The 24,657-nt window shown below is 63.3% G+C and carries 29 protein-coding genes; 14 read left to right on the top strand and 15 right to left on the bottom strand.

The window, feature by feature from the left end; translation table 11 throughout:
- Positions 1-9 precede the first annotated feature (9 nt).
- From iolG to LB533_RS25980, 5 genes are all read right to left on the bottom strand, one after another.
- Positions 10-1,005 (bottom strand): inositol 2-dehydrogenase, encoded by a 996-nt coding sequence (gene iolG, locus LB533_RS25960; RefSeq protein ID WP_224678518.1) that lies wholly within the window; start codon positions 1,003-1,005, stop codon positions 10-12.
- Between the two features lie 117 nt (positions 1,006-1,122).
- The gene (locus tag LB533_RS25965) at positions 1,123-1,890 is read right to left on the bottom strand and encodes an ATP-binding cassette domain-containing protein (RefSeq protein WP_140643865.1); all 768 of its coding nucleotides are present in this window, start codon (positions 1,888-1,890) and stop codon (positions 1,123-1,125) included.
- 2 nt (positions 1,891-1,892) lie between these two features.
- The gene (locus tag LB533_RS25970) at positions 1,893-2,969 is read right to left on the bottom strand and encodes an ABC transporter permease (RefSeq protein WP_224678519.1); all 1,077 of its coding nucleotides are present in this window, start codon (positions 2,967-2,969) and stop codon (positions 1,893-1,895) included.
- A 106-nt stretch (positions 2,970-3,075) separates the two neighbouring features.
- Positions 3,076-4,017: a sugar ABC transporter substrate-binding protein gene (locus tag LB533_RS25975; RefSeq protein ID WP_224678520.1), complete on the bottom strand. Its 942-nt coding sequence runs from the start codon at positions 4,015-4,017 to the stop codon at positions 3,076-3,078.
- Between the two features lie 393 nt (positions 4,018-4,410).
- Complete coding sequence (locus LB533_RS25980) at positions 4,411-5,442, bottom strand: LacI family DNA-binding transcriptional regulator (RefSeq protein WP_140643861.1); 1,032 nt, start codon at positions 5,440-5,442, stop codon at positions 4,411-4,413.
- Positions 5,443-5,608: 166 nt separating this feature from the next.
- Here LB533_RS25980 and LB533_RS25985 point away from each other — a divergent pair, with 166 nt between their 5' ends.
- The 3 genes from LB533_RS25985 to LB533_RS25995 are packed head-to-tail and all read left to right on the top strand — an operon-like array spanning position 5,609 to position 8,300.
- Positions 5,609-6,706: a fatty acid desaturase family protein gene (locus LB533_RS25985; RefSeq protein ID WP_224678521.1), complete on the top strand. Its 1,098-nt coding sequence runs from the start codon at positions 5,609-5,611 to the stop codon at positions 6,704-6,706.
- Positions 6,707-6,750: 44 nt separating this feature from the next.
- Positions 6,751-7,065, top strand: a complete 315-nt coding sequence (locus LB533_RS25990) for a MocE family 2Fe-2S type ferredoxin (protein ID WP_224678522.1) — start codon at positions 6,751-6,753, stop codon at positions 7,063-7,065.
- Between the two features lie 5 nt (positions 7,066-7,070).
- Positions 7,071-8,300 carry an NAD(P)/FAD-dependent oxidoreductase gene (locus LB533_RS25995; protein ID WP_224678523.1) on the top strand — a complete coding sequence of 410 codons (1,230 nt, stop codon included), beginning with the start codon at positions 7,071-7,073 and terminating at the stop codon, positions 8,298-8,300.
- Positions 8,301-8,360: 60 nt separating this feature from the next.
- Here the strand turns inward: LB533_RS25995 and LB533_RS26000 are convergent, their stop codons facing one another.
- The 5 genes from LB533_RS26000 to hslV all read right to left on the bottom strand — a co-directional run bounded on the left by LB533_RS26000 (position 8,361) and on the right by hslV (position 12,556).
- Positions 8,361-9,320 (bottom strand): DUF1402 family protein, encoded by a 960-nt coding sequence (locus LB533_RS26000; RefSeq protein ID WP_224678524.1) that lies wholly within the window; start codon positions 9,318-9,320, stop codon positions 8,361-8,363.
- A gap of 162 nt (positions 9,321-9,482) precedes the next feature.
- Positions 9,483-10,793, bottom strand: coding sequence for an ATP-dependent protease ATPase subunit HslU (gene hslU / locus LB533_RS26005; protein WP_224678525.1), 1,311 nt, complete (start codon positions 10,791-10,793; stop codon positions 9,483-9,485).
- 4 nt (positions 10,794-10,797) lie between these two features.
- Positions 10,798-11,397: a DUF2585 domain-containing protein gene (locus LB533_RS26010; protein ID WP_224556403.1), complete on the bottom strand. Its 600-nt coding sequence runs from the start codon at positions 11,395-11,397 to the stop codon at positions 10,798-10,800.
- A 6-nt stretch (positions 11,398-11,403) separates the two neighbouring features.
- Positions 11,404-11,934 (bottom strand): GNAT family N-acetyltransferase, encoded by a 531-nt coding sequence (locus tag LB533_RS26015; protein WP_224678526.1) that lies wholly within the window; start codon positions 11,932-11,934, stop codon positions 11,404-11,406.
- A 70-nt stretch (positions 11,935-12,004) separates the two neighbouring features.
- On the bottom strand, positions 12,005-12,556 hold the full coding sequence (gene hslV, locus LB533_RS26020) for an ATP-dependent protease subunit HslV (RefSeq protein ID WP_140531019.1): 552 nt from the start codon (positions 12,554-12,556) through the stop codon (positions 12,005-12,007).
- Between the two features lie 213 nt (positions 12,557-12,769).
- On the opposite strand from hslV, the gene hisB reads away from it, so the two are divergent.
- The 11 genes from hisB (at position 12,770) to LB533_RS26075 (ending at position 19,532) form a co-directional block, all read left to right on the top strand.
- Complete coding sequence (gene hisB / locus LB533_RS26025; protein WP_224678527.1) at positions 12,770-13,369, top strand: imidazoleglycerol-phosphate dehydratase HisB; 600 nt, start codon at positions 12,770-12,772, stop codon at positions 13,367-13,369.
- Between the two features lie 4 nt (positions 13,370-13,373).
- Complete coding sequence (locus tag LB533_RS26030; protein WP_224678528.1) at positions 13,374-13,850, top strand: DUF2628 domain-containing protein; 477 nt, start codon at positions 13,374-13,376, stop codon at positions 13,848-13,850.
- 1 nt (position 13,851) lies between these two features.
- Positions 13,852-14,502 carry an imidazole glycerol phosphate synthase subunit HisH gene (gene hisH, locus LB533_RS26035; RefSeq protein ID WP_140643846.1) on the top strand — a complete coding sequence of 217 codons (651 nt, stop codon included), beginning with the start codon at positions 13,852-13,854 and terminating at the stop codon, positions 14,500-14,502.
- Between the two features lie 6 nt (positions 14,503-14,508).
- The gene (locus LB533_RS26040; protein WP_140643845.1) at positions 14,509-14,799 is read left to right on the top strand and encodes a DUF1330 domain-containing protein; all 291 of its coding nucleotides are present in this window, start codon (positions 14,509-14,511) and stop codon (positions 14,797-14,799) included.
- 5 nt (positions 14,800-14,804) lie between these two features.
- Positions 14,805-15,554, top strand: coding sequence for a 1-(5-phosphoribosyl)-5-[(5-phosphoribosylamino)methylideneamino]imidazole-4-carboxamide isomerase (gene hisA / locus LB533_RS26045; RefSeq protein WP_140643844.1), 750 nt, complete (start codon positions 14,805-14,807; stop codon positions 15,552-15,554).
- Positions 15,551-16,387 carry an arginase family protein gene (locus LB533_RS26050; protein WP_140643842.1) on the top strand — a complete coding sequence of 279 codons (837 nt, stop codon included), beginning with the start codon at positions 15,551-15,553 and terminating at the stop codon, positions 16,385-16,387. Before hisA ends, LB533_RS26050 begins: the two co-directional genes overlap by 4 nt.
- 1 nt (position 16,388) lies before the next feature.
- Positions 16,389-17,180 carry an imidazole glycerol phosphate synthase subunit HisF gene (gene hisF / locus LB533_RS26055; protein ID WP_140643840.1) on the top strand — a complete coding sequence of 264 codons (792 nt, stop codon included), beginning with the start codon at positions 16,389-16,391 and terminating at the stop codon, positions 17,178-17,180.
- 33 nt (positions 17,181-17,213) lie between these two features.
- Positions 17,214-17,537: a phosphoribosyl-ATP diphosphatase gene (locus LB533_RS26060; protein ID WP_140643838.1), complete on the top strand. Its 324-nt coding sequence runs from the start codon at positions 17,214-17,216 to the stop codon at positions 17,535-17,537.
- Between the two features lie 23 nt (positions 17,538-17,560).
- Entirely contained in the window at positions 17,561-18,520 is a 960-nt protein-coding gene (gene coaA, locus LB533_RS26065; RefSeq protein WP_140643836.1) for a type I pantothenate kinase, read from the top strand.
- Positions 18,521-18,594: 74 nt separating this feature from the next.
- Positions 18,595-18,846: a hypothetical protein gene (locus tag LB533_RS26070; protein ID WP_140643834.1), complete on the top strand. Its 252-nt coding sequence runs from the start codon at positions 18,595-18,597 to the stop codon at positions 18,844-18,846.
- Positions 18,846-19,532, top strand: a complete 687-nt coding sequence (locus LB533_RS26075) for a class I SAM-dependent methyltransferase (protein WP_224678529.1) — start codon at positions 18,846-18,848, stop codon at positions 19,530-19,532. The genes LB533_RS26070 and LB533_RS26075 overlap by 1 nt, the downstream gene beginning before the upstream one ends.
- A gap of 114 nt (positions 19,533-19,646) precedes the next feature.
- Here LB533_RS26075 and LB533_RS26080 read toward each other — a convergent pair whose 3' ends face one another.
- The 5 genes from LB533_RS26080 to LB533_RS26100 all read right to left on the bottom strand — a co-directional run bounded on the left by LB533_RS26080 (position 19,647) and on the right by LB533_RS26100 (position 24,359).
- Positions 19,647-20,867, bottom strand: coding sequence for a glycosyltransferase family 87 protein (locus LB533_RS26080; RefSeq protein ID WP_181169579.1), 1,221 nt, complete (start codon positions 20,865-20,867; stop codon positions 19,647-19,649).
- A gap of 53 nt (positions 20,868-20,920) precedes the next feature.
- On the bottom strand, positions 20,921-21,559 hold the full coding sequence (locus LB533_RS26085) for an alpha-ketoglutarate-dependent dioxygenase AlkB family protein (protein ID WP_140643829.1): 639 nt from the start codon (positions 21,557-21,559) through the stop codon (positions 20,921-20,923).
- Positions 21,560-21,663: 104 nt separating this feature from the next.
- Entirely contained in the window at positions 21,664-22,137 is a 474-nt protein-coding gene (gene lysM, locus LB533_RS26090; protein ID WP_224678530.1) for a peptidoglycan-binding protein LysM, read from the bottom strand.
- A gap of 89 nt (positions 22,138-22,226) precedes the next feature.
- Positions 22,227-22,664 (bottom strand): alternative ribosome rescue aminoacyl-tRNA hydrolase ArfB, encoded by a 438-nt coding sequence (gene arfB, locus LB533_RS26095; protein WP_224678531.1) that lies wholly within the window; start codon positions 22,662-22,664, stop codon positions 22,227-22,229.
- An 84-nt stretch (positions 22,665-22,748) separates the two neighbouring features.
- Entirely contained in the window at positions 22,749-24,359 is a 1,611-nt protein-coding gene (locus LB533_RS26100) for a phosphoenolpyruvate carboxykinase (RefSeq protein ID WP_224678532.1), read from the bottom strand.
- Between the last annotated feature and the right edge of the window lie 298 nt (positions 24,360-24,657).

The following is a 24,657-nucleotide window of genomic DNA, read 5'->3' on the forward strand; positions in this document are numbered from 1 at the left end:
TTTAAGTCGTTACTTGTCGAGGCGAACGGTCTGGCCTGATGTCGCCGATTTCAGCGCCGCATCCGCCAGCCGAAGTGCGATGAGCCCGTCCGTCCCGCTCGGTGCTGCCTTCTTGCCCGACGTCGCGGCGGCGATGAAGGAAGCTATCTCGATGGCATAGGCATCGAGATAGCGGGTCATGAAGAAGTCGTGCAGCGGCGGGCGCGTATAGCCCTTCTCATTGGCGAGTTCGATCGACACCGGCCGCTGGTTCTCGGCCGCCACCATGCCTTTCGAGCCATGCACCTCGATGCGCTGGTCGTAGCCATAGGTGGCGCGGCGGGAATTGGAGATGACGGCCTGCTTGCCCGACGCGGTTTCGAGGATGACGCTGACCGAGTCGAAATCGCCGGCCTCGCCGATCTTCTTGTCGACCAGCACCGAGGCATGCGCGCTGACCGCCACCGGCTCTTCGCCGAGCAGGAAGCGCGCCATGTCGAAGTCGTGGATGGTCATGTCGCGAAAAATGCCGCCGGAGCGCGCGATGTAGTCGATCGGCGGTGCGCCCGGATCGCGGGACGTGATGGTCACCATCTCGACCGCGCCGATGGCGCCGTCATCGATTGCCTTGCGCACCGCGGCGAAATGCGGGTCGAAGCGCCTGTTGAAACCGACCATCAGCGTCGCCTTGTTCTTCTCGACCACGGCCAGGCACTGCTCGACGCGCTTGACGTCGAGGTCGATCGGTTTCTCGCAGAAGATCGCCTTGCCGGCCCTGGCGAAGCGCTCGATCAGGTCGGCATGGGTATCGGTCGGCGTGCAGATGACGACCGCGTCGATATCCCCGGATTTCTCGATGGCATCGATTGTCCGCACCTCGGCACCGTAGGCCGTGGCGAGCTCGCTCGCCGCCTTCTCGAATGCGTCGGCAACGGCCACCAGTTTGGCCTGCGGATTGGAGCCGACGGCGCGGGCGTGGACCTTGCCGATGCGGCCGGCACCGAGGAGGGCGAAGCGGAGAGTCATGGAAGTTTCCTCTGGGGAATGGTTCGAAGGTTGGCGGGGCGCCGGTCATGCGCGCAGGTGTTTTTCCGGTCAAGACAAGATCGACAGGAGGCGATGACCGCCGCCTCCGCGCCCGGCCTAGGCCGCGAGTTCGGCCTCTCCGGTCTTGGCGCCGGTGATGTAGGAAACAATATCGTTTCCGTCGGTGTTCTCCTTGCGCAGATTGGCGACGATGCGGCCGCGCCGGAACACGACGATGCGGTCGCAAAGGTCGAACACCTGGCGCATATTGTGGCTGATCAGGATCAGCGGCTCGCCATTGTCCTTCAGCGTGCGGATGATGTTCTCGACCTGCGCGGTCTCCTGCACGCCGAGTGCTGCCGTCGGCTCGTCCATGATGATCAGCTTGGAGGCGAAGGTCGCGGTCCTGGCGATCGCCACGCACTGCCGCTGGCCGCCCGACATGTGGCGGATGGTGTTCGACAGGTTGGGGATTTTCACCGCCGTGCGCACCAGCGCGGCTTCAGTCGCCTTGCGCATCCCCCGGCGGTCCAGGATCGAAAACGGTCCCAGATTGACCAGCACTTTTTCGCGGCCAAGGAACAGGTTCGACGGCACGTCGAGGTCGTCGGCCAGCGCCAGGTTCTGGAACACGGTCTCGATGCCGGCCTCGCGCGCCTCGATAGGGCCCGAAAAATTGACTTGCTTGCCATCGAACCAGATCTGGCCGCTGGTCGGTTGCTCGACGGCGGTGATCTGGCGCACGAAAGTCGACTTGCCCGCACCGTTGTCGCCCATGATGGCGACGTGTTCGCCCTTGCGCAGCTCGAAGTTCGCGCCGTCCAGCGCATGCACGCCGCCATAGCGCTTGGTCAGGTTTTCGGTCTTCAGGACGATGTCTGACATGGTCAAGCCCTCAATGCCCGCAGGCGCTGGCGCCACTGGTCGAGAACGACGGCGCCGACGATGATCACGCCCTTGACCATCTCCTGGTAGTAGGCGTCGAGGCGCAGGAAGGTGAAGCCGGAGATGATGACGCCGAAGATCAGCGCGCCGATCACCGTGCCGATGATCGAGCCGCGGCCGCCCGACAGCGATACGCCGCCGATGACCGCCATGGCGATGGCGTCGAGTTCGTACATCACGCCCATGCCGGCCTGGGCGGTGAGGTTCTTGGAAGAGAGCACCACTGCGGCGAGCGATGCGAGTATGCCGGCGATGACATAGACCAGGATCTTGTGGTTGGCGATCTTGATGCCGGACATGCGTGCGGCGTCCTCGTTGGAGCCGATCGCGTAGCAATGCTTGCCATATCGTGTGTAGGTCATGATCAGCTGGAACAGCACGGCCAGCGACAGAAAGATGATGACGGGCATGAGGCCCTTGCCGATCGCGGCGAAACTGTCGGTGGGAAACGAGATCGGCTGGCCCTTGGACCACCATTTGGCGATGCCGCGCGCGGTCACCATCATGCCGAGCGTGGCGATGAAGGGCGGAATGCGCGTGTAGGCGATCAGGGCGCCGTTGACCAGGCCGGCGAGCAGGCCGCAGCCGATGGCGACCAGCAGCGGCACGATGACGGGCAGATCGGTCCAGCCCTGCGTCAGGAACATCGCCTTGGGATTGGGATTACCGTTGACGGTCGCCACCTGGGCGAAGCTCATGGCGATCATCGCGGTGGCGCCGACGATCGAACCCGAGGACAGGTCGATACCGCCCGATATGATCACCTGCGTCACCCCGATGGCGATGATGCCGACGATCGACACTTGCAGGATGATGATCTGCAGCCGCGCCTCGTTGAAGAGGCCGCCGACATTGCTGCGTGTGTTGAACAGGAAGCTGTCGTCGAGAAAGATGCGGCCGATCAGTTCGAAGATGACGACGAGGATGACGAGCGCCAGGAAGACGTTGAATTCCGCCGGCCATGTGCGCTTCTTCGCATCATAGCCGACTCCGCCGACGCCATGAGATGTCTGTGCCAATCGTCTATCCTCCGTCAGCCGCGGTCGCTCCTGGCGCCTGAAAGCGCTGAGAGGTCGAGCGGCGCCCGGTCTTTTGAGCGCCGCCCGGGGTGAACCGTTCCGCCGCTCAGTTCTTCTTCAGGAACTTCTCGATGTTGGCCGGCGTCACCAGTTGGAAGGGCACGTAGACCTTGTGTTCGACCTTCTCGCCCTTGGACAGTTTCAATGCCGCGTCGAGCGCGCCGGCGCCCTGGCCGGCCGCGTCCTGGAACACGGTGGCGTCGAGGTCGCCTGCCTGCATGGCGGCAAGCGCGTCCTGCGTGGCGTCGACGCCGCCGACGACAACCGTCTTCATGTCGACGTTGGCGGCCTTCATCGCCTGGATGGCGCCGATGGCGCTTTCGTCGTTGTTGGCGATGACCCCGTCGAACGGCTTGCCGGTCGACAGCCAGTTGGTCATCAGGTTCTGGGCCTCGTCGCGGTTCCAGTTCGACGTCTGCTTGTCGATGATCTTGATGAAGCTGCAATCCGGCGTCGCGATCACCTCCTCGATGTCCTTGGTGCGCTGCACGGCTGCCTGGTTGGAAAGCTCGCCCATGATCACATAGACATTGGCTTCCTTCTTGCCGGCTTCCTTGAACAGGCGGCAGACCTCCTTGGTTTCGAGCGTGCCGGAATCGGCCTCGTTCGAAGCGACGAAGGCCTGGTTGTCAGGCAACGTGTCGACATTGACCGGTTCGCGGTTGACATAGACCAGCGGGATCTTGGCGGCGGCCGCGGCATCCGACATCGCCTGCGTGGCCGAGGTGTCGACCGGGTTGACGATGATGGCGTCGACGCCCGATGCGGCGAAGTTCTTGATCTGGTCGAGCTGTTTGGCGACGTCGTTCTGTGCGTCCTCGACCTGCAGCTCCACGCCGCTCATGCCCTTGGCCTGCTCGATCATGCCGTTGCGCAGCACGGTCAGGAAATTGTCGTCGAACTTGGCCATCGACACGCCGATCTTGGCGGCCATGGCGGACGAACTCATTAGCGCCGCGAAGGCGACGCCCAAAATCATTTTCTTCATTGTATCTCTCCTCCACTTTGGGTGTCCGGTTGCACCGATCTATCCGGAATCCCCGATCTCCCCGGGGAATCTCTCCCTGATATCATTTCGTTCCAACGCGGTTCACCACCGGCTGGAACGCCGAACTGCCTGCTCGAACCAGCCGTTGTCGGAACGAAAGAACCAAAATGTACAGCCAGTGAAATATTTATTCCATTTCGAATCGGGGCGTCAAGGGAAATTCCGAATTCGGGCGTGTGATTTTCGGCTGTCTTTGATGGATTCTATCATTTCAGGCGGCCGGTTTGCGGCAGACCGGGCTGGCCGAGGGTTTTATCGTTTCATGGAAACGCCCTACCTTCCGTCCTGACGCGACCTGGACGGAAAACCGCTGCGCGCATTCCTGAAATGGCTTCAGATGTTTTCCGGCAAATAGATGTCGAAGGGGAGGAATGTCTGGCCCGGCGCATCGGCCGCACCGGTTTCGATGGCATGCGCCATCCGATCGACGAGCTCGCGACAGAGCGCGGCAAGGGGCGTCGAGATCACCATCGTCAGGATGTTGTCGGCAAGCGCGGCGCGCGATTCGGCTGATATCTCGTTGCAGACGACCACCGGCATGCTTGCGGGCTTCGCTGTCCGCAGCGCCGAGACGGCGCCTTCCATGCCGCCGCCGGCGACGTAGCAGCCGACAAGATCCGGATATCGCGCCAGAAGATCGATCATCGCGTCATGGGTCACCTGGTTGGCCTCCAGGTTGACCAGCGTCTCCAGCACGTTGAAGTCCGGCGCATGCTCGCGAAAGAAGGAGCGGAAACCGATCTCACGCAGCTCATGGCCATGGAAGCGATGGCTGCCGACAAAAAGGGCGACCTTGCCGGGCTTCCTCGCAGCCTTCGAGATCATCCAGGCGGCGGTGCGGCCGACCTTGCGGTTGTCGAGGCCGACATAGCCCTCGCGGATGCCGGCGGCGAAGTCGGACAGCAGGGAGAAGACCGGCTGCCCCCTGGCCTTTAGCGCCTCCACGACCGCCGTCAGCGTCGGATGGTCAGGGCCGACCACGGCGATCGCCCGCGATTTCGCCGCCAGCCTGCGCATCTGGGCGGCGATCTCATCGGGGGCCAGGGAAGTGGCGAAATCGATGGCTGCGACGCCACGGAAGCGCTGCGATTGTGCGACCGCGAGTTCGAGTTCCCGCGCGAAATCGCCATAGAAAACGTCATTGCCCCGGAGCAGCAGGAAACCCAGCCGATACTCGGGCAATTCCTGGCGCATGCGCTGCTTGATCAGGCCTGCGGCGTGATAGCCGATCTCGGTCGCGGCGTTATATACGCGGCGCGCCGTTTCCTCGCGCACAGGCAGGCGGCTGTTGAGCACCCGGTCCACCGTGGCGACGCTGACGCCGGAGATGCGCGCCAGATCTGATATGGTCGGCCGTTTCGCCATCTATGCCCTCGTTCGACTGCGCATCTTTCCTACATCATTATGATAGGAAATGATAGAAACTATCTTTATGATGTTGAGTCTATCACGAGCTAGCGTTATTTTCAGCCTCCAAGCTAGGAAATGTCGGGCATTCGCGTGGCGGATGCCCTTGCCGACGGAGGCAACCATGCATGCTGCGCCGTCCCGGCGTGACTACAGCCTGATCGGCCGCGACGCCAGGCTGGCCGTCGAGACCGGCCTGTCGGCGGCCGAATGGTATCACACCGACATTCCCCGCAAGCAGATGAAGGAGCTGATGCAGCGCTCCGACGCGCCCGCGATCCGCGACACGGCGATCTGGATCGCCGCGCTCATCGTCAGCGGCGCCGGCGGTGCCTGGTTCTGGGGCACCTGGTGGTGCGTGCCGTTCTTCTTCGCCTATGGCGTGCTCTACGGCTCGTCCACCGATTCCCGCTGGCACGAATGCGGCCATGGTACGGCCTTCCGCACGCAGTGGATGAATGATTGGGTCTATCAGATCGCCTGCTTCATGATCATGCGCAACCCGGTGACCTGGCGCTGGAGCCACACGCGCCATCACACCGACACCATCATCGTCGGCCGCGATCCGGAAATCTCGGTGATGCGGCCGCCGGACCTGGTGCGCGCCATCCTCGGCTTTGTCGGCGTGCTCGACGCCTGGCATGCGATGTCAGACATGCTGCGCAACGCCGCCGGCAACATCAGCGCGGCCGAAAAGACCTTTATTCCCGAGCAGGAACAGCCGAAGGCGATCCGCATCGCCCGCATCTGGACTGCGATCTATGCCGCAACCATCGCGCTGGCGCTCTATACCGGCTCGTTCCTGCCCTTGATGCTGGTCGGCCTGCCCAGGCTCTATGGCGCCTGGCACCACGTCATGGTCGGCCTGCTGCAGCATGGCGGTCTTGCCGACAACGTCACCGACCATCGGCTGAACAGCCGCACCGTCTACATGAACCCGATCAGCCGTTTCATCTACTGGAACATGAACTACCACGTCGAGCATCATATGTTCCCGATGGTGCCCTACCATGCGCTGCCGAAGCTGCATGAACTGATCAAGCACGATTTGCCGGCGCCGACGCCGTCGATCCTGGCCGGCTATCGCGAGATGCTGCCTGTCTTCTGGCGCCAGTTGCGCAACGAGGATTATTTCCTCAAGCGCGAGCTGCCGCCGACGGCCAGGCCGTATCGCGAGGATCTGTACAACGACAATGCTGCCTTCAACGCCGCGGCGGAGTGACACCCGCCCGTGAGGCGCCATCGGAAATTTTGCGGGAGAAATGAATGAGCGACTGGGTCGAGGCCTGTGCCGTGGGAGACATCGACGAAGAAGATGTGGTGCGGTTCGATCACGGCGGCCGCAGCTACGCCATCTATCGCAGCCCCGATGACGAGTATTTCGCCACCGACGGCCTGTGTACGCACGAAAAGGTGCATCTCGCCGACGGGCTTGTCATGGACGACATCATCGAATGCCCCAAGCACAATGGCCGCTTCAACTACAAGACAGGCCAGGCCAAAGGCGCGCCGGCCTGCGTCAACCTCAGGACCTATCCGGTCAAGGTCGACGCTGGCAGCATCCTCGTTCAGATCGGATAACCGGCATGACGCGCGGAATGGTCATCATCGGCGCTGGCGAATGCGGCGGCCGCGCGGCGCTTGCATTGCGCGATCTCGGCTATGAGGGAGCGGTGACTCTGGTCGGCGACGAGCCGCATCTGCCCTATGAACGGCCTCCTCTGTCCAAGGACGCAATGGCCGGCGGCGCGCCCGAGATCAGGGCGATCGCAACCGAAGAGATCCTGGCCGAAAAGTCGATCCGGCATATCCATTCCATTCAGGCTTCAGCGATCGATCGCGCCGCGCATACCGTACGCCTGTCGGACGGTTCGGTCCTGCCCTACGACAAGCTGCTGCTGGCGACCGGCTCGACGCCCCGCAAACTGTCGATGCCTGGCCTTGGCGGGCGCTGCGTCTACCTCCGCACCTTCGCCGATGCGCTGGCCATCCGCGCCCACCTAAACGCGGGTAACCGCATTGCCGTCATCGGCGGCGGCTTCATCGGCCTCGAACTCGCCGCGGCGGCCCGCAAGCTCGGTGCTGCGGTCACCGTCATCGAGGCGCAGCCGCGTATCCTGATGCGCGGCGTACCGGCCGAGATCGCCAAGGTCGTCCATGATGCCCACGTCGTCGAAGGCGTCGACATAACGTGCGGCGAAGGCATTGCCTCGATCGCCGACGACGGCAGGCAAGTGCGCATCGCGCTTGCCGGAGGGCGCGAAATCGTCGCCGATCTCGCCATCATCGGCATCGGTGCCGTGCCGGTGACCGGACTGGCCGCCGAAGCGGGACTGGCCATCGACAACGGCATATCAGTCGACGCCGAGCTGCGCAGCACCGACCCCGACATCTTCGCTGCCGGCGACTGCTGTTCGTTCCCGCTTGCCGTCTATGGCGGCCGTCGCGTGCGGCTGGAGGCCTGGCGCAATGCGCAGGAGCAGGGCGCGCTGGCGGCAAAGAACATGCTGGGCGCCGCAGAGGCACATGGGGCGGTGCCGTGGTTCTGGTCGGATCAATATGGCTTGTCCCTGCAGATCGCGGGGCTTCCCGATGAGGGCCGCAGCACGGTGCGCCGCGATCTCGGCGAGGACGCCTTCATCCTCTTTCACCTTGCCGAGGACGGCAGGCTGGTGGCCGCCAGCGGCATCGGGCCGGGCAATGCGGTCGCCCGCGACATCAGGCTGGCGGAGATGCTGATCGGCAAACGGACGAGGCCGGCACCGGAAGCGCTCGGTTCGCAGGCCGTCAAATTGAAGTCGCTTCTGGCGGCCTGAGCTCCGCTTTTATCGGGGGCGCGGCTTTGGCAAATTAACGTCAGCGCGCCGGGTCCGCCCTTAGAAAAGCGCCTTCAGCTCCGGCAGTTTGTCATTGACCAGCCAGCCGTAATAATTCTCCTCCGGCAGCTTCACAGGCTCGCCGGCGGCGCTGCGCTTGTCGTTCTCCGCCTTCAGCGCATAGGCGCGTTGCTCGGGATTGCCGACATTGTAGAGCGTGGCGGTCAGGCCCGGATTGCCCGAAATGTCGAAGCCGGCGATGCTCTTGTAGGCGTCGATCGATTTCCGGATCGTCGCGGCAACGTAGGGCAGCGTGAGGTCGGGATCCATGATGGTCTTGTAGACCGCATTGGGATCGCCGACGTCGAGCTTCGGCAGGCCGGAAACCTTGTGCACGAGGTCGCTCATCTGGAGCGCGGTCAGCGGATTGAGCTGGCCGAGACCAAAGGTCTGGCCGGCATAGTAGGGCTGGAAGAAAGTGGCGCCGAAGCGGTCGTTGGGGAAATCCTCGCTGCCGACGGTCTTGCCGCGAAATGAACGGTTCCACACCTGCTCGCGGCATTCCCACAAATCGTAACTGTCGGACAGCCCAGTGCATTTCCTGAATTCCGGCCGCTGCACGAAATCGGTGATGTCCTCGCCGTCATAGGCGAAGGACAGCTTGCTGGAGAGATAGGAGATCGCCTTGACGTAGTAGGTCTGCAGCCGGTCGTAGGCGTCGACATTGTAGGTGTGCTCGCCGACGATGGCTCCGACAATGTGCATTGGATCGATGCCGTAGACGCTTGCCGCCTTCTTGATCTTGCCGCGCAGGTCGGCGTCGTTCTGCAGCAGCGCATAGACCTTGCGGTACTTCGCCTGGAACGTGGTGTTGGTGGCCTGCGTGCGTCGGCTCGAGGCTCCCGGAATCCCGGGTTGCTCGGCATTGCGGTTTCCCGGCGGCACGATGGTCGCCGCGTCGGCGCCGAACATCGTTGCCGCCACCGTCAAGCCGAGAATGACCAGGATCAGTTTTTTCATGCGCCCGCCGCCTAGAGAATTGCCGCGCAAACTAGGTAAAGCTCTTGGTCGAGTCGAGAGCGGCCCTGCGCTCGGCAGAACGAAAGGTGGCCGAATGATACCATCCGGCCACACATGATCCATTCGCCCGACAGGCGCCGGAACGATCCGGCGCGCGCCCGCTCAAAGAATGAAGCGCGACAGATCGGTGTTCCTCGACAGGTCGCCGACATGTTTCTCCACATAGGCGGCGTCGATGGTCACCGCAGTGCCGTTGCGGTCCGGCGCGTCGTAGGAGATATCGTCCAGCACGCGCTCCATTACCGTCTGCAGCCGCCTTGCGCCGATGTTCTCGACGCTGGCGTTGAGATCGACGGCGATGCCGGCGAGCGAATCGATGGCGTCGTCGGTGAAGGTCAGGTCCACGCCCTCGGTCTTCATCAGCGCGATATACTGCTTGATGAGGCTCGCTTCCGTCTCGGTCAGGATGCGGACGAAGTCCTCCTTTTCCAGGGCGCGCAATTCGACCCGGATCGGCAGGCGGCCCTGCAGCTCTGGCAAGAGGTCGGACGGCTTCGAGACGTGGAACGCACCCGATGCGATGAACAGGATGTGATCCGTCTTCAACGGCCCATATTTGGTCGCCACCGTCGTGCCTTCGACCAGCGGCAGCAGGTCGCGCTGCACGCCCTCACGCGAAGGCCCGCCCGAAATATCCGACCGGGCCGCGATCTTGTCGATCTCGTCGAGGAAGACGATGCCGTCATTTTCCGCAGCGTCCAGCGCCCGGCGCACCACCTCGTCCTGGTCGAGCAGCTTGTCGGACTCGTCGTTGACCAGCAGGTCGTAGGATTCCTTCACCGTCGTCTTGCGCAATTTGGTCTTCTTGCCGCCCATCGCCTTCGACAGCATGTCGTTGATGTTGAGCACGCCGATATTGGCGCCCGGCATGCCGGGAATCTCGAAGCCGGGCATGCCGCCATTGCCGGTATCGGCTACTTCGATCTCGATCTCCCTGTCGTCGAGTTCGCCCTCGCGCAGCTTCTTGCGGAAGGAATCGCGCGTGGCAGGGCTGGCAGTCTTGCCGACCAGCGCCTCCAGCACGCGTTCCTCGGCGTTGACATGGGCGCGCGCCTTGACGTCCTCACGCATCTTCTCGCGCACAAGGCCGATGGCGACCTCGACGAGGTCGCGCACGATCTGCTCGACATCGCGGCCGACATAGCCGACCTCGGTAAATTTGGTTGCCTCGACCTTGACGAAGGGCGCGCCGGCCAGCCGCGCCAGGCGGCGCGAGATTTCGGTCTTGCCGACGCCGGTCGGCCCGATCATCAGGATGTTCTTCGGCATCACTTCTTCGCGCATCTGCCCTTCCAGCTGCTGGCGGCGCCAGCGGTTGCGCAAGGCGATGGCCACGGCGCGCTTGGCGTCCTTCTGGCCGATTATGAAACGGTCGAGTTCCGAAACGATTTCGCGGGGAGAAAATGTGCTCATATCACTAAATTCCACTTTGCCACTGCTTGATGGCCTCGAACGGATGCAGCAGCATGATCACGTTGAGTGTCAGATTGTCCCGGATAAGGTAGCCGGTGCCCAGTTCGAAGAGGATGGCGAGGCTGACGATCACCCATATAGGTAGCCTTCGCGCCATCACAAATCCCAGCACCATGGCCAGTGTGTCCGACACCGAATTGATGATGCTGTCGCCGTAATAGTCGAGCGAGATGGTGCCGGCGCGGTAGCGCTCTATGATGAACGGGCTGTTCTCGATCAGCTCCCAGCCGCCCTCGATGAAGACGGCGAAAGCCAGCCGCAAGCCGACCGGCGAACGCGGAAACAGGAACCTGGCCAGCGCATAGAACAGGAAGCCGTGGATGATGTGCGAGAACGTGTACCAGTCCGATATATGCTGGGAATTCTCGGAACTGTTCACCACGCCGTGCCAGAGCTTCACATAGCCACAAGTACAGATCGGCGGGTGCCCCATGCCGTAGAGGGCTCCGGCCTGGAAGATGAGCAGGCCAAGGACGAGCAGCAGTCCCATGCGCCAGCTGTCTTCATAGGCCGAGACCAGCCTGTCGTGCCCCGATGCGTCCATGCCCCATTACCTCTCTTGCGCGTCGCCATGTTGCGTGTCGGTTGCGTCGACAGCCATCAGCACGACATCGCCATATCTGGATTGCCGGCGATCGAGTGCCCGAAATCCCGCCTTTTCATAGGCGCGGATGGCGCGGCCATTGGATGGGTCGGGATCGATGATGACACGCGGCACGCCCTCCTCGAACAACTGCTCGACGAACTGGCGCACGATCGCCGAGCCATGGCCGATGCCGACCAACTCCGGTCGGCCGATCGACAGGTCGATGCCGAGCGTCCCGAACGGCTGGTCGGCATAGGGATGGTCGTCCTCCAGATGCGGATCGTAACTCTGCAGATAGGCGATCGGCTTGCCGTCGAGTTCCACGATCAGCGGTTCGACCGAAATCGAATCGATGTGATCGCGAATCTCGGCGATTTCCGTCTCTGGATCGTCCCACCACTCAGCGACATGAGGTTCGGCGAGCCAGCCGGCGATCATCGGCAGGTCTTTCGTGGTCACCGGCCGAAAATCATAGCTATCGTCTTGTTTGGTCATGATCTCTTCCGAAGACCGGTTCCCACTTTTCGCTTGTGCGGCCCTTCGGTTCGGGATCATGGCCGGCCGGTCAGCCGGCATCGAGCGTTTCGACGACGAAATTGTTGTTGGTGTAGACGCAGATGTCGGAGGCGATCTGCATCGCCTTTCGCGCGATCTCCTCGGCGTCCTTGTCTGTGTCCATCAGGGCGCGGGCCGCAGCCAGCGCATAGTTGCCGCCTGAACCGATGGCCATGACGCCATGCTCGGGCTCGAGCACGTCGCCGGTGCCGGTCAGCGCCAGCGAGACCGACTTGTCGGCCACCAGCATCATCGCTTCCAGCCGGCGCAGATAGCGGTCGGTGCGCCAGTCCTTGGCGAGTTCCACGCAGGCGCGCGTCAACTGGTCGGGATATTGTTCGAGCTTGGCTTCGAGCCGCTCCAGAAGCGTGAAGGCGTCGGCGGTCGCGCCGGCGAAACCGGCGATCACGTTGCCGCCCTTGCCGATGCGGCGCACTTTCCTGGCGTTGCCCTTCATGATGGTCTGGCCAAGGCTGACCTGGCCGTCGCCGGCGATCACCACCTTGTTGCCCTTGCGCACCGTCACGATGGTCGTGGCGTGCATGGTCAGTTCATTGGACATTTGCTGCTCCGATTCGCGTCATCCCTAAAAAGGCGATTGGCGCGGTACGAGTGACTTTGATCGGCCCATATGTATGCATGGGGGCGGTGATTGCAAACGCTCGATACCGGCCTGGATGGCAACTGGCAATCGCCGGATCATGCTGCTAGAAGGCTGTCGTCTTCAAGCAGGCGAACGCCTGAAGCGCTTAAACTCACGGACAAGGACAAGGTCATGCCGCCCCGTTCCGCCGAAATCAGCCGCAAGACCAGGGAAACCGACATTGCCGTGTCGGTCCGTGTCGACGGCTCCGGCAAATCGGACATCGTGACCGGCGTCGGCTTCTTCGACCATATGCTCGACCAGCTTTCGCGCCATTCGCTGATCGACATGACCGTTCGGGCCAAGGGCGACCTGCACATAGACGACCACCACACGGTCGAGGACACCGGCATCGCGCTCGGCCAGGCGCTGGCCAAGGCGCTGGGCGAGCGGCGCGGCATCATGCGCTATGCCTCGATCGATCTTGCCATGGACGAGACGCTGACGCGCGCGGCGATCGATGTCTCCGGCCGTCCCTTCCTGGTGTGGAACGTTTCGTTTTCCTCGCCCAAGATCGGCACCTTCGACACCGAACTCGTGCGCGAGTTCTTCCAGGCGCTGGCGCAAAACGCCGGCATCACGCTGCATGTCACCAATCACTATGGCGCCAACAACCACCACATCGCCGAAACCTGTTTCAAGGCGGTGGCGCGTGCGCTGCGGGCGGCGCTGGAACGCGATCCGCGCCAGCCGGACGCTGTTCCCTCCACCAAGGGATCTTTGAAGGGATAGCGTCATGGCCAGCTATGTCGTGATGGAACCGCCCGGCCTTGGCGAAAAGGCCGATGCGACGGCCCTTGTCCGCGACGGCTTCACCTGGCTCGGCCTGCTGGTGCCGCCGCTGTGGTTCGCCTGGCATCGGCTGTGGATCGAAGCGGCACTCACCTTCATTGTCATGGCGGTGCTTTCGGTGCTTGGCGAAAGGCTCGGTCTTGGGTGGGCCGGCTCGCTGCTGTCCCTGCTGGTCTCGTTCTATGTCGGCCTGGAAGGGCAGGCGCTGCGCATCGCGGCGCTCCGCCGCCGCGGCTGGCGCGAATGGGGGGTGGTCGAAGCCGGTTCGCTCGATGATGCCGATGCGCGCTTTGCCCTGGAGGCCGAGCGGCATGCGGATGAAGCCGAGCCCGTGCCGCGCATGGTGCCGGACGCCGCCCTGGCGCGGCCGTCGCAGCCCGGCATGGCGCTTGGGCTGACCCACATTCCGGGAAGGCCCTGACATGCGCGTTGCGATCATCGACTATGGCTCGGGCAATCTGCGCTCGGCCACCAAGGCCTTCGAGCGCGCGGCGCGCGAGGCGGGCATCGCCGCCGGCATCGACCTGACAGCCGACGCCGAGCGGGTGCGCACGGCCGACCGTATCGTGCTGCCTGGCGTCGGCGCCTATGCCGACTGCGCGGCCGGCCTGCGTGCCGTCCCCGGCATGTGGGAAGCTGTCGAGGAAGTCGCTATTCGTAAGGGACGTCCATTCCTCGGCATCTGCGTCGGCATGCAGCTGATGTCGCAGCGCGGCCTCGAAAAGACAATCACCGATGGCTTTGGCTGGATATCAGGTGACGTAAAGGAGATCACGCCGGCCGATCCGGCACTGAAGATCCCGCAGATCGGCTGGAACACGATCGAGCTGATGCGCAAGCATCCGCTGTTCTCCGGCGTTCCAACCGGGCCAACCGGCCTGCACGCCTATTTCGTCCATTCCTATCATCTTGATGCGCGCAAGCCCGACGAGGTGCTGGCGGTCGCCGACTATGGCGGCCGGGTGACGGCGACCGTCGCCCGCGACAATCTCGTCGGCACGCAGTTCCACCCAGAGAAGAGCCAGGCGCTGGGCCTCGCCCTGATCACCAATTTCCTGCGCTGGAGGCCTTGAGGAGCCATGAGCAAGAAGGGCTATTGGATGGCGATGATCGATGTTCGCGATCCCGATCTGTACAAGCGGTATATCGAGGCGAATGCCGTTGCCTTCGCCAAGTACGGCGCGAAATTCGTCGTGCGGGCCGGGCGCCACGAGAGCCCTGAAGGGCCGACCGGCAACCGCCACGTCCTGGTCGAGTTCGAATCCTACGCCAAGGCGGTGGAATGCTATCATTCGCCGGAATATCAGCAGGCCTCGAAATTCCGGCTTGCCGCCTCATCAGGCCATTTCGTCATTGTCGAAGGCGCTTGAGAAACATGATCCTGTTTCCTGCAATCGACCTCAAGGACGGCCAGTGCGTGCGCCTCAAGCACGGCGACATGGCGACCGCGACCATCTACAACGACGACCCGGCCGCCCAGGCAAAGGCATTTGAAGAACAGGGCTTCGAATGGCTGCATGTCGTCGACCTCAACGGCGCCTTCCAGGGTCAGAGCGTCAACAGCGCCGCGGTCGGCGCCATCCTCAAGGCGACGAAGAACCCGGTGCAGCTCGGCGGCGGCATCCGCACGCTCGAACAGATCGAGGATTGGCTCGACCGCGGGCTTGCCCGTGTCATCCTGGGCACCGTGGCCGTGCGCGACCCCGACCTGGTCAGGCAGGCCTGCAAGACCTTTCCGGGAAAGATCGCGGTCGGCATCGATGCCAAGGGCGGCAAGGTGGCGGTCGAGGGCTGGGCCGAGGCGTCCAGCCTCGGCGTCATCGAACTGGCGAGAAAGTTCGAGGGCGCCGGCGTCGCCGCCATCATCTACACTGACATCGACCGCGACGGCGTGCTGACCGGTATCAACTGGGACGCCACCATAAACCTCGCGGATGCCGTCTCGATCCCGGTCATCGCCTCGGGCGGGCTGGCTTCGATCGCCGACATCGTGCGCATGACCATGCCCGATGCACAAAAGCTCGAAGGCGCGATCTCCGGCCGTGCGCTTTACGACGGCCGTATCGATCCGGCCGAGGCATTGGCGATCCTGAAAGGCGCGCCCCCGGTGGAGATGCGATCTTGAAAGTCTCGATAATTCTGGCCTCCTATGACAGCGGCCATTATCATGGCGGCATGGGCCAGGGGCCGGACGCGCTGATTGCGGGCGGACTGGTCGAAGCCCTGACCATGGCCGGCCACGATGTCGCGGTCGAGGACATCGGCAAGGTCGGCGATGTCCAGGAGCGTGAGATCGCCACCGGTTTCGCGGTCTGCAATGCCGTTTCGGGCGAGGTCCGCATTGCCCGCGACAGGGGACGCTTTCCTATCGTGCTGGCCGGAAACTGCCTGACATCAGCCGGCGCGGTCGCCGGCGAAGGCGCCGACGCGATCATCTGGGCCGACCAGCACGGCGATCTCAACACACCCGACACATCCATATACGGGTTTCTCGACGGCATGGCGCTGGCCACTGTCCTCGGCCTGTGCTGGCGCCCGATGGCGGCGGCCGTCCCCGGTTTCCAGCCGATCGATCCGTCGCGCTGCGTGCTGATTAACGCGCGCGATCTCGATCCGGCCGAAAAACAGCTGCTCGACACATTGCCGGTGATCCGCACGGAATGTCCCGGAGCGGCAGAGGCGACCGAGAAACTGAAGGCTGCGGGCGCTCAACGGGTGCACATGCATCTTGATCTTGATGTGCACGATCCCGAGGCGCTGCAAGCCAACCGCTATGTCACGCCGGGCGGCCCTGGCCCGGAACAGTTGCGCCAGGCGGTCTGCGCGATGGCGCTTTCCGTTCCCATATCGGGCATCACCATTTCCGCTTACGATCCGGCCTTCGATGCGCAGGCCAATGTGCCGCCGCTCGTCGGCGAATTGCTGAACGATCTCCTGACCACGATCGAGGGCCGTTGACATGCTGAAGGCTCGCGTCATCCCCTGTCTCGACGTCAAGGGCGGCCGCGTCGTCAAGGGGGTCAACTTCGTCGATCTCGTCGATGCCGGCGATCCGGTGGAGGCTGCCAAGGCCTATGACGCGGCTGGCGCCGACGAGCTTTGCTTCCTCGACATCACCGCGTCATCGGACAATCGCGAGACCATCTTCGATGTCATCGCCCGCACCGCCGAGCAATGCTTCATGCCGCTCACCGTCGGCGGCGGCGTGCGCCAGGTCGCCGACATCAGGAAGTTGCTCCTGGCCGGCGCCGACAAGGTGTCGATCAACACGGCAGCGGTCAAGAACCCGGATTTCGTTGCGGAAGCCGCCGACAAATTCGGCAACCAGTGCATCGTCGTCGCCATCGACGCCAAGAAAGTGTCGGGCACCGGCGAGGACGACCGCTGGGAGATCTTCACCCACGGCGGACGGGAGAAGACCGGCATGGATGCGGTCGAATTCGCCCGCAAAATGGTCGATCGCGGTGCCGGGGAGATCCTGCTGACCTCGATGGACCGCGACGGCACCAAGGCCGGTTACGACATCGCGCTGACCCGCGCGGTGTCGGACGCGGTGCGCGCGCCGGTGATCGCTTCGGGCGGCGTCGGCACGCTCGATCACATGGTGGAAGGCATTCGCGACGGCCATGCGGGCGCGGTGCTGGCGGCTTCCATCTTCCATTTCGGCACCTATACGATCGCCGAGGCCAAGGCCCATATGGCGCAAGCCGGCCTGCCGATGCGGCTGGACTCCTCGGGTGATCGGCCCTAGAGGCTTGCGGCTAAGAAATAGGGCCAAGGCGCCATGACTGGGTTTTCACTCTCCGACCTGGAGACAATCATCAGCGAACGCGCCCATTCCGGCGATCCGGACTCGTGGACCGCCAAGCTTTACGCGCGCGGCATCGACAAGGCGGCGCAAAAGCTCGGCGAAGAGGCGGTCGAGACGGTGATTGCCGCGGTCAAGGGCGACAAGCGGGCCCTCGTTTCGGAAAGTGCCGATCTTATATATCATTGGCTCGTCGTTCTCGGCATTTCGGGTGTGCCGTTGAACGACGTGCTTAGGGAGCTCGAAAGCCGCACCGGGCGTTCGGGCATCGCCGAGAAGGCGTCACGGTCCAAGCGCTGACCGCGAGGAGGGCAGGAATCTCGATGGATCAGCTCGCACCGACCGAGAAATATTCCCCCTTTCGCTTTTTCTCGGCCGAGCAATGGTCGCAATTCCGCGCCGACACGCCACTGACGCTGAGCGAGGATGAATTCCGCCGTCTGCGGTCGCTGAACGATCCAATCGATCTCGAAGAGGTCAAGCGCATCTATCTGTCGCTGTCGCGGCTTCTGTCGGCGCATGTCGAGGCCAGCCAGTTGCTGTTCCGCCAGCGCCAGGCTTTCTTCAACGCCTCGGATGTGGTCAAGACGCCATTCATCATCGGCATCGCCGGTTCGGTCGCGGTCGGCAAATCGACCACGGCGCGCGTGCTGAAGGAGCTGCTCGCGCGCTGGCCGTCGAGCCCCAAGGTCGATCTTATCACCACCGACGGCTTTTTGCTGCCCAACGAGGTGCTGCGCCGCGAAAACCTGATGGAGCGCAAGGGCTTTCCCGACAGCTACGACGTCGGCGCGCTGCTGCGCTTCCTGTCGGGCATCAAGTCGGCGCTGCCCGATGTCCGCGCTCCGGTCTATTCGCACCTGACCTATGACGTCATCCCCGGCGAGTTCGTCACCATCGACCGGCCCGACATCCTGATCTTCGAGGGCATCAATGTGCTCCAGCCCGGCAAGCTGCCGCAGGACGGCAAGATCGTACCCTTCCTGTCCGACTTCTTCGACTTCGCCATCTATATCGATGCCGACGAGAAGCTGATCCACGACTGGTACATTTCCCGCTTCATGCGGCTGCGCGAGACCGCCTTCCGCAATCCGGACTCCTTCTTCCACCGCTATTCGCAGCTTTCAGAGGATTCTGCCCGCGCAATCGCGCAAGGGTTGTGGACCAACATCAACCTGAAGAACCTGCGCGAGAACATCCTGCCGACACGCGCCCGCGCCGACTTGATCCTGCGCAAAGGCGCCGACCACCTTGTCGAGGAAGTGGCGCTCAGGAAGCTGTGACGACGCGGTTAACGGCGCTTTAGGCTATCCGAGCTAGCTTTCGTGGCGATTCCAGCGGGTGTCGGGAGCAACCGGTGATCAACGCGAGCACTACCGCGGGTCGAGAGGCCCTGGTTTATTCCCTTGTTATTCCGATCTTCAATGAGGAAGCGGTCCTTCCGCTGCTTGCCCCGCGCATCGTTGGGGGCATCCACTCGGAGATCAAGCGGAGGCCGCTCTACGTCGTCGATCGCCTGACCGGCTTCGAGGATGCCTTGAAAGCGGAAGCCGAGAGCCGAAACACCAAGGCGACCTTGCAGATGACGCGCGATCGAAGGTTTGGCTGATGGCCGAACTGTTCGACCAATATCGCGCCACATACAACAGGACGGTCGACGACTCGATCAGCTTCTCAGGGCTGAAACACGATTTCTTCCTGCAGGCCAAAGTGGCGCCGCTTGCCCGACTGATCGCCGAGCGTGGCATCGGCAAAGGCCCCGTTCGGGCGCTCGACGTCGGCTGCGGCGTCGGAGCTTTACATCCCTATGTGAAGCCGCTCTTTCCCGAGCTCCATGGCTGCGATATCTCGACCGAATCCATTGCGCGGGCACGTGAGGAAAACCCCTCGGTCACATACGCAGCCTACCCCGGCCCCAGCCTGCCTTACGCGGACGGCGCGTTCGATCTCGCCTTCGCGGTTTGCGTTGCCCATCATGTGCCTCCCGAACAGTGGCCGGGCTTCTTTGCCGAGATGCGACGCGTCGTCCGGCGCGGTGGCGTCGTCTGCGTGATCGAGCACAATCCCTATAATCCGCTAACGCGACTGGCCGTGCTTCGCTGTCCGTTCGACGAAGACGCCGTCCTGATCAGCCAGCGCAAGGCCGGGCGCCTGCTGCAGGCAGCCGGCCTCATAGATATCGAAGGCGGCCATTTTCTGATGTTTCCTTTCGCGAATTCCGTCGCGCGCAAGGTTGAAGGCTGGCTTTCCCAGCTGCCGCTGGGAGCGCAATATGTGTGCAGTGGCCGTGTTTGACATCAGGGCAGGGCTGCGGCTGGCAACGGCCAACGCGCTTCCTGCATCGGAACCGATCTGTGACCGTCCTCATCCTCGCCGATATGGCCGCGCGCGATTAGGCAAGCCGCGGCTTTACAGTATGTCACTGTCCGGCGCGCCCGAACCAAGGGCATAGCGCTCGTGGCGCCTTATGTCGGCTAGCATCCATGCCGACAAGCACAGCGGCACTAGTACGCCGATGCCCAGCCCCGCATTGTTTATCAGATGGGCGACGGCCGGGTAGAGCCAGACCAGAGCCAGAAAAATCCGCGGCATGGTGCTGCGCGTTGAGAACAGATAGGCAACGGCAACCGCCAGGCCGATCGTGTCGTAGCTGTAGCCGTAGGGCGTCGCCAGCGTCGCCAGTACGGGGGTCAGCACGACCCGTTCGCGATGCTCGATCCGGCGCCAGGGCAGCCAAATCCAGATGGCGGCGGCGACGGCGGCGATTGTCGCGACGGCCTGCATTGCGTAAGCCGCCGCGAGTCCCGAACCGCATGCGCGCGCCAGGAAGAACATCGTCGCAGCGTTGGACTGGTAGGGCTGAGGATAGGGCGCCTCCAGGATCGCTGCCATCAGCGGGCGGGTTTCGGTCCAGAACAACCGCCAGATGTCGAAGCCGAGCCAAGCGCCGGTCACAACGAACAGCGCGGCCGATGATACGGCGGCAGCGGCAATGGCGCGCCAGTTGCCGCTCGCCAGCAGGCAGAACGGGACCAGTATGCCGAGATGCGGCTTGACTGTGAGCAGGCCGAACAAAAATCCGGCCAGGATCGGCCGTTTCGGCGTCGCGACCAGTCCGCCGATGAGCAAGGCGGTTGTCAGGGCACCGTTCTGGCCGAAGATCGCGTTGATGAAGACGGCCGGGCACACAAGGATGGCCAACTCGGCAGCCGCCCCCAGCTTCAATGGCCGCACCGCCAACCACAGGCAAACAATTGTGCCGAACGTCCAGACGAAATACGCCGGGAAAATGGGCAGCAGGGCGAGCGGTGCGCCGAATACCAGGATGCTTGGCGGATAACTCCATTCCTGGTTGGGAAGATCGGGCGAGAACATCCGCCGCAGGGCCGCGCGATAGCTATCGACATCGAACAGGAATGCCACATGACCGTCGAGCGCCATGCGGCTGCCGGCCCACAGATTGGTAAAGTCCCAATAGGGCAGTCTATCGCTAAGCTCGGAAAAGCCGTGGGCGTCGAACGTCCACAAGGCAAGATGGTAGCGCAGCCCGATCAGGATTCCGGTGCACACCACAAGCGCGGCGAAACGCAGATCGGATCGGCTGTGGGCAGTCTCATTGGCCGGTGCCATTGCGATCATTTCTGCGGACCCACGATCTTGCCGGCCTTGATAGCGCCCGGGCGTTAAGATCGGCTTATGCTTGGCTCTCCGGCCTTCGTCACCCGCCGCAGCGTCAGATTGATCCTGCCGCCATTTTTCAGCAGCGCCGAGGTCGAGGGATAGATGCGGTCGACGCCGTGGAAGCAGAGGCGTCCTTCGCCGCCGAGCACGACGACGTCGCCGCTCTTCAGCTTGAACGACCGGGTCGCCCCCTCGCGCGTCGTCTGGCCGATCCTGAACAGACAGTCGTCGCCCAGCGAGACCGACACGACGGGTGCTGAGAAATCCTCCTCGTCGCGGTCCTGATGCAGGCCCATCTTCGCATCCGGCGCGTAGAAATTGACCAGGCATGCCTGCGGCGGATGCGGGTAGGCCGAGACCTCTCGCCACAGCCGCATCAGCACATCCGGGATCGGCGGCCACGGCGTCCCTGTCACCGGGTGCGTCGGCTGGTAGCGGTAGCCGCGTTCCTTGTCGGTGACCCAGCCGAGCGGACCGCAATTGGTCATGCGCACGCTCATTTCCTTGCCGGTGCGCGGCATGGCCGGCACGAATAGCGGCGCCTGCTGGACGATGCCTCTCACATCCTCCACCAGCGCCTCCTGCACGTCGCGGGACAGATAGGCCGGCATGTGGCGGACGCCCTTGGGCAGAACGAGCATGAGGTCGGTCGCTAGCTCCGTTTCGTCGGTTCGAGCATGCCATCTGAAAACGAAAACGGCGACCCGAAAGCCGCCGGTCCCCGACAGATTCGCGTTTCCCTTGATCAGGTGAGGTCTGGGATGCGAAGGACCTGTCCCGGATAGATCTTGTCGGGATGGGTCAGCATCGGCTTGTTGGCCTCGAAGATGACCGTGTTCTTGGCACCCTTGCCCTTGCCATAGCTCTTTTCGGCGATCTTCCAGAGATTGTCGCCCTTCTGGACGGTGTAGAAGGTCGGTTCCTTGGCCGCGGCCGCCGCCGAACCGGAAGCCGGTGCCACCTGCAACTCGTCCGCCTGCACCTTGGAGACGCCGAGCGTGTTGCCGACGGCGATGACCGCCTTTTCGAAAACCGACTGGTCCTTGACCACGCCCTTCAGCACCGCCGTGTCGCCCTGGACGACGACCTGTACGTCGTCGGTGCCGAGCTTGTGCGAATCGAGCTCTTTCTTCAGCGTATCGGCGTTGGGCGCCGCTTCCTCGTCACCGCCTATGCCGAGCTTTTTGCCGACGCTCTTGACGAAATCGAACATGCCCATCTTTGGTCTCCCTTGCTGTGGCAATGGCGGACCCTTGCATCTACGATCCGAAATGGGAAGCCGTTTTATACACGCGCCTGGTGTGTTGCTTAATCGTTCTCTACCCGGCCGCGCAGTTTCTTGATGGTGCCGCGTCCGGCCTTGCTCTTCAGCCGCCGTTCGACCGCGCCTTTCGACGGCCTCGTCTTCTTGCGCGGCGGCGGTGGTGGCTCGGCCGCCTTGGCGACCAGCGCCGCCAGCCGCGCCCGTGCGTCTGCCCGGTTCTGTTCCTGCGTGCGGAAGCGTCCGGCCTCGATAATGATAACGCCGTCCTTGGTGGCGCGCTGGCCGGCAAGCCTGATCGTGCGTTCGCGCACGCGTTCAGACAGGCCGGGCGCGTTGCGTGCATCGAAGCGCAGCTGCACCGCCGTCGCCACCTTGTTGACGTTCTGCCCGCCGGGGCCGGACGAGCGGATGAAATCCTCGTGCAGGTCGCCCGGATGGATCACGGCATCGCCGGCAATGATGATTGTATCGTCGCTCGTCATGCCGCAGTCATGGCGCGGCGGACGAAAAAAGAAAAGGCCCGATCGGGACCGGGCCTTGCGAGGATGGCTGAGCGTGGCGGGCGATTATTCCGCCGCTTCCTGCATGTGCGGCGCCGCGCCGAGGACGGAGGCGTCGACATGGCTTTCGAACTTCTCGAAGTTGACGGCGAACATGCCGACCAGCCTTGCCGCTTGCCGGTCATAGGCCGATTTGTCGGCCCAGGTCGATCGCGGGTCGAGGATGGCGCCGTCGACGCCCGGGACCGCCACCGGCACCTCGAAGCCGAAATTGGCGTCGGTGCGAAAACCGGTTGTCTTCAGAGAGCCGTCGAGGGCCGCGGCAAGCAGCGCGCGCGTCGCCTTGATCGGCATCCGCCTGCCTGTGCCGTAGGCGCCGCCGGTCCAGCCGGTGTTGACCAGCCAGCAATCGGCACCGTGCTGCGCGATCAGCTCGCGCAGCAGATTGCCGTATTCCGAGGGATGGCGCGGCATGAACGGCGCGCCGAAGCAGGTCGAGAACGTCGCTTCGGGCTCGGTCACGCCCTTCTCGGTTCCGGCCACCTTGGCCGTGTAGCCGGACAGGAAATGATACATCGCCTGCGCCGGGGTCAGCCGCGCGATCGGCGGCATCACGCCGAAAGCGTCGGCAGTCAGCATGATGATGTTCCGAGGGTGGCCGGCGCGCCCCGTCTTGCTGGCATTCGGTATGAAGTCGAGCGGGTAGGCACAACGCGTGTTCTCGGTGAGCCGGCCGTCGTCGAAATCCGGCACGCCATGGGCGTCGAGAACGACGTTCTCCAGCACCGTGCCGAAGCGCTGCGTGGTGGCGAAGATCTCGGGCTCCGCTTCCGCCGACAGCTTGATGGTCTTGGCATAGCAGCCGCCTTCGAAATTGAAGATGCCGTGCGGCCCCCAGCCGTGCTCGTCGTCGCCGATCAGCGTGCGCGACGGATCGGCCGACAGCGTCGTCTTGCCGGTGCCCGACAGGCCGAAGAAAATCGCGGCGTCGCCGCCAGGGCCCTCATTGGCCGAGCAGTGCATCGGCATCACGCCCTTGGCGGGCAGCAGGTAGTTCAGCATCGTGAACACCGATTTCTTCATCTCGCCGGCATAGGAGGTGCCGCCGATCAGCACGATCTTGCGGGTGAGGTCGACGGCGATCACGGTTTCGGTGCGGGTGCCGTGGCGGGCGGGGTCGGCGCGAAAGGACGGCAGGTCGATGATCGTCATCTCGGGCACGAAATGGTCGAGCTCCGCGGCTTCCGGACGGATCAGCAGGTTGCGGATGAACAGCGAATGCCAGGCAAACTCGGTGATGACCCTGGTGGGCAGCTTCAGCTCATGGTCTGCGCCGCCGATCAGGTCCTGCACGTAAAGATCCTTGTCCGCGGCGTGCGCCCGGAACTCTTCGAGCAGCGTCTCGAACTGCTCCGGCGAGATCGCCTTGTTGTTGTCCCACCAGACTTCAGGCTCGGTTGCGCCGTCGCGGACGACGAACTTGTCCTTGGGCGAACGGCCGGTGTGCTGGCCTGTTTCGGCGACCAGCGCGCCGTGCGCGGTCAGCCGGGCTTCGCCCCGCCTGATCGATTCCTCGTAGAGGGCGGCCGCACCGAAATTGTAGCGCACCAGGCCAGAGGTTCTGAGACCGATACGATCGATCGCGCAGGCAGGATTGCGTTTGCCGACTTCCGACATGGGTGACCCTTCTCCGATTTGCCGCATCTTTGCCGGCGCGTTTCCGGCACGCCCACTCCGCGAGCTTAGATGGTCAGAACCAGAAAAGCCGAATGATATCAAATCATTAATCGATTTAAATATTTTGAAAGTTGTTTAAATCGTTTATATATGCAAAAAGTTTCGTGGTTGCCCAAAGGATTGGCGATGCTCGTTCGTCCAATCCATGTCGAGGTGCGATCGTGGCCGCCGGCATGCCGCGCGTGACAGCGGTGAAGGCCTATGCCACATTTTGTACCTAATTTGTCCTGCAAAAGCC

The sequence above is a fragment of the Mesorhizobium sp. BR1-1-13 genome, assembly GCF_020165515.1.
Lineage (GTDB): Bacteria > Pseudomonadota > Alphaproteobacteria > Rhizobiales > Rhizobiaceae > Mesorhizobium.

What these genes read in the sequence shown, in the direction of transcription:
- LB533_RS26060 (WP_140643838.1), top strand. Translation starts at nt 17,214, where the DNA reads ATGACTGGGTTTTCACTCTCCGACCTGGAGACAATCATCAGCGAACGC.
- iolG (WP_224678518.1), bottom strand. Translation starts at nt 1,005, where the DNA reads ATGACTCTCCGCTTCGCCCTCCTCGGTGCCGGCCGCATCGGCAAGGTC.
- LB533_RS25965 (WP_140643865.1), bottom strand. Translation starts at nt 1,890, where the DNA reads ATGTCAGACATCGTCCTGAAGACCGAAAACCTGACCAAGCGCTATGGC.
- LB533_RS26010 (WP_224556403.1), bottom strand. Translation starts at nt 11,397, where the DNA reads ATGGACGCATCGGGGCACGACAGGCTGGTCTCGGCCTATGAAGACAGC.
- LB533_RS25980 (WP_140643861.1), bottom strand. Translation starts at nt 5,442, where the DNA reads ATGGCGAAACGGCCGACCATATCAGATCTGGCGCGCATCTCCGGCGTC.
- LB533_RS26000 (WP_224678524.1), bottom strand. Translation starts at nt 9,320, where the DNA reads ATGAAAAAACTGATCCTGGTCATTCTCGGCTTGACGGTGGCGGCAACG.
- hisB (WP_224678527.1), top strand. Translation starts at nt 12,770, where the DNA reads ATGCCGCCCCGTTCCGCCGAAATCAGCCGCAAGACCAGGGAAACCGAC.
- LB533_RS26100 (WP_224678532.1), bottom strand. Translation starts at nt 24,359, where the DNA reads ATGTCGGAAGTCGGCAAACGCAATCCTGCCTGCGCGATCGATCGTATC.
- coaA (WP_140643836.1), top strand. Translation starts at nt 17,561, where the DNA reads ATGGATCAGCTCGCACCGACCGAGAAATATTCCCCCTTTCGCTTTTTC.
- LB533_RS26080 (WP_181169579.1), bottom strand. Translation starts at nt 20,867, where the DNA reads ATGGCACCGGCCAATGAGACTGCCCACAGCCGATCCGATCTGCGTTTC.
- hslV (WP_140531019.1), bottom strand. Translation starts at nt 12,556, where the DNA reads ATGTCCAATGAACTGACCATGCACGCCACGACCATCGTGACGGTGCGC.
- LB533_RS25975 (WP_224678520.1), bottom strand. Translation starts at nt 4,017, where the DNA reads ATGAAGAAAATGATTTTGGGCGTCGCCTTCGCGGCGCTAATGAGTTCG.
- LB533_RS26030 (WP_224678528.1), top strand. Translation starts at nt 13,374, where the DNA reads ATGGCCAGCTATGTCGTGATGGAACCGCCCGGCCTTGGCGAAAAGGCC.
- LB533_RS26015 (WP_224678526.1), bottom strand. Translation starts at nt 11,934, where the DNA reads ATGACCAAACAAGACGATAGCTATGATTTTCGGCCGGTGACCACGAAA.
- lysM (WP_224678530.1), bottom strand. Translation starts at nt 22,137, where the DNA reads ATGGGCATGTTCGATTTCGTCAAGAGCGTCGGCAAAAAGCTCGGCATA.
- LB533_RS25995 (WP_224678523.1), top strand. Translation starts at nt 7,071, where the DNA reads ATGACGCGCGGAATGGTCATCATCGGCGCTGGCGAATGCGGCGGCCGC.
- arfB (WP_224678531.1), bottom strand. Translation starts at nt 22,664, where the DNA reads ATGACGAGCGACGATACAATCATCATTGCCGGCGATGCCGTGATCCAT.
- LB533_RS26075 (WP_224678529.1), top strand. Translation starts at nt 18,846, where the DNA reads ATGGCCGAACTGTTCGACCAATATCGCGCCACATACAACAGGACGGTC.
- hisA (WP_140643844.1), top strand. Translation starts at nt 14,805, where the DNA reads ATGATCCTGTTTCCTGCAATCGACCTCAAGGACGGCCAGTGCGTGCGC.
- LB533_RS25985 (WP_224678521.1), top strand. Translation starts at nt 5,609, where the DNA reads ATGCATGCTGCGCCGTCCCGGCGTGACTACAGCCTGATCGGCCGCGAC.
- hisF (WP_140643840.1), top strand. Translation starts at nt 16,389, where the DNA reads ATGCTGAAGGCTCGCGTCATCCCCTGTCTCGACGTCAAGGGCGGCCGC.
- LB533_RS25990 (WP_224678522.1), top strand. Translation starts at nt 6,751, where the DNA reads ATGAGCGACTGGGTCGAGGCCTGTGCCGTGGGAGACATCGACGAAGAA.
- hisH (WP_140643846.1), top strand. Translation starts at nt 13,852, where the DNA reads ATGCGCGTTGCGATCATCGACTATGGCTCGGGCAATCTGCGCTCGGCC.
- hslU (WP_224678525.1), bottom strand. Translation starts at nt 10,793, where the DNA reads ATGAGCACATTTTCTCCCCGCGAAATCGTTTCGGAACTCGACCGTTTC.
- LB533_RS26085 (WP_140643829.1), bottom strand. Translation starts at nt 21,559, where the DNA reads ATGCTCGTTCTGCCCAAGGGCGTCCGCCACATGCCGGCCTATCTGTCC.
- LB533_RS26040 (WP_140643845.1), top strand. Translation starts at nt 14,509, where the DNA reads ATGAGCAAGAAGGGCTATTGGATGGCGATGATCGATGTTCGCGATCCC.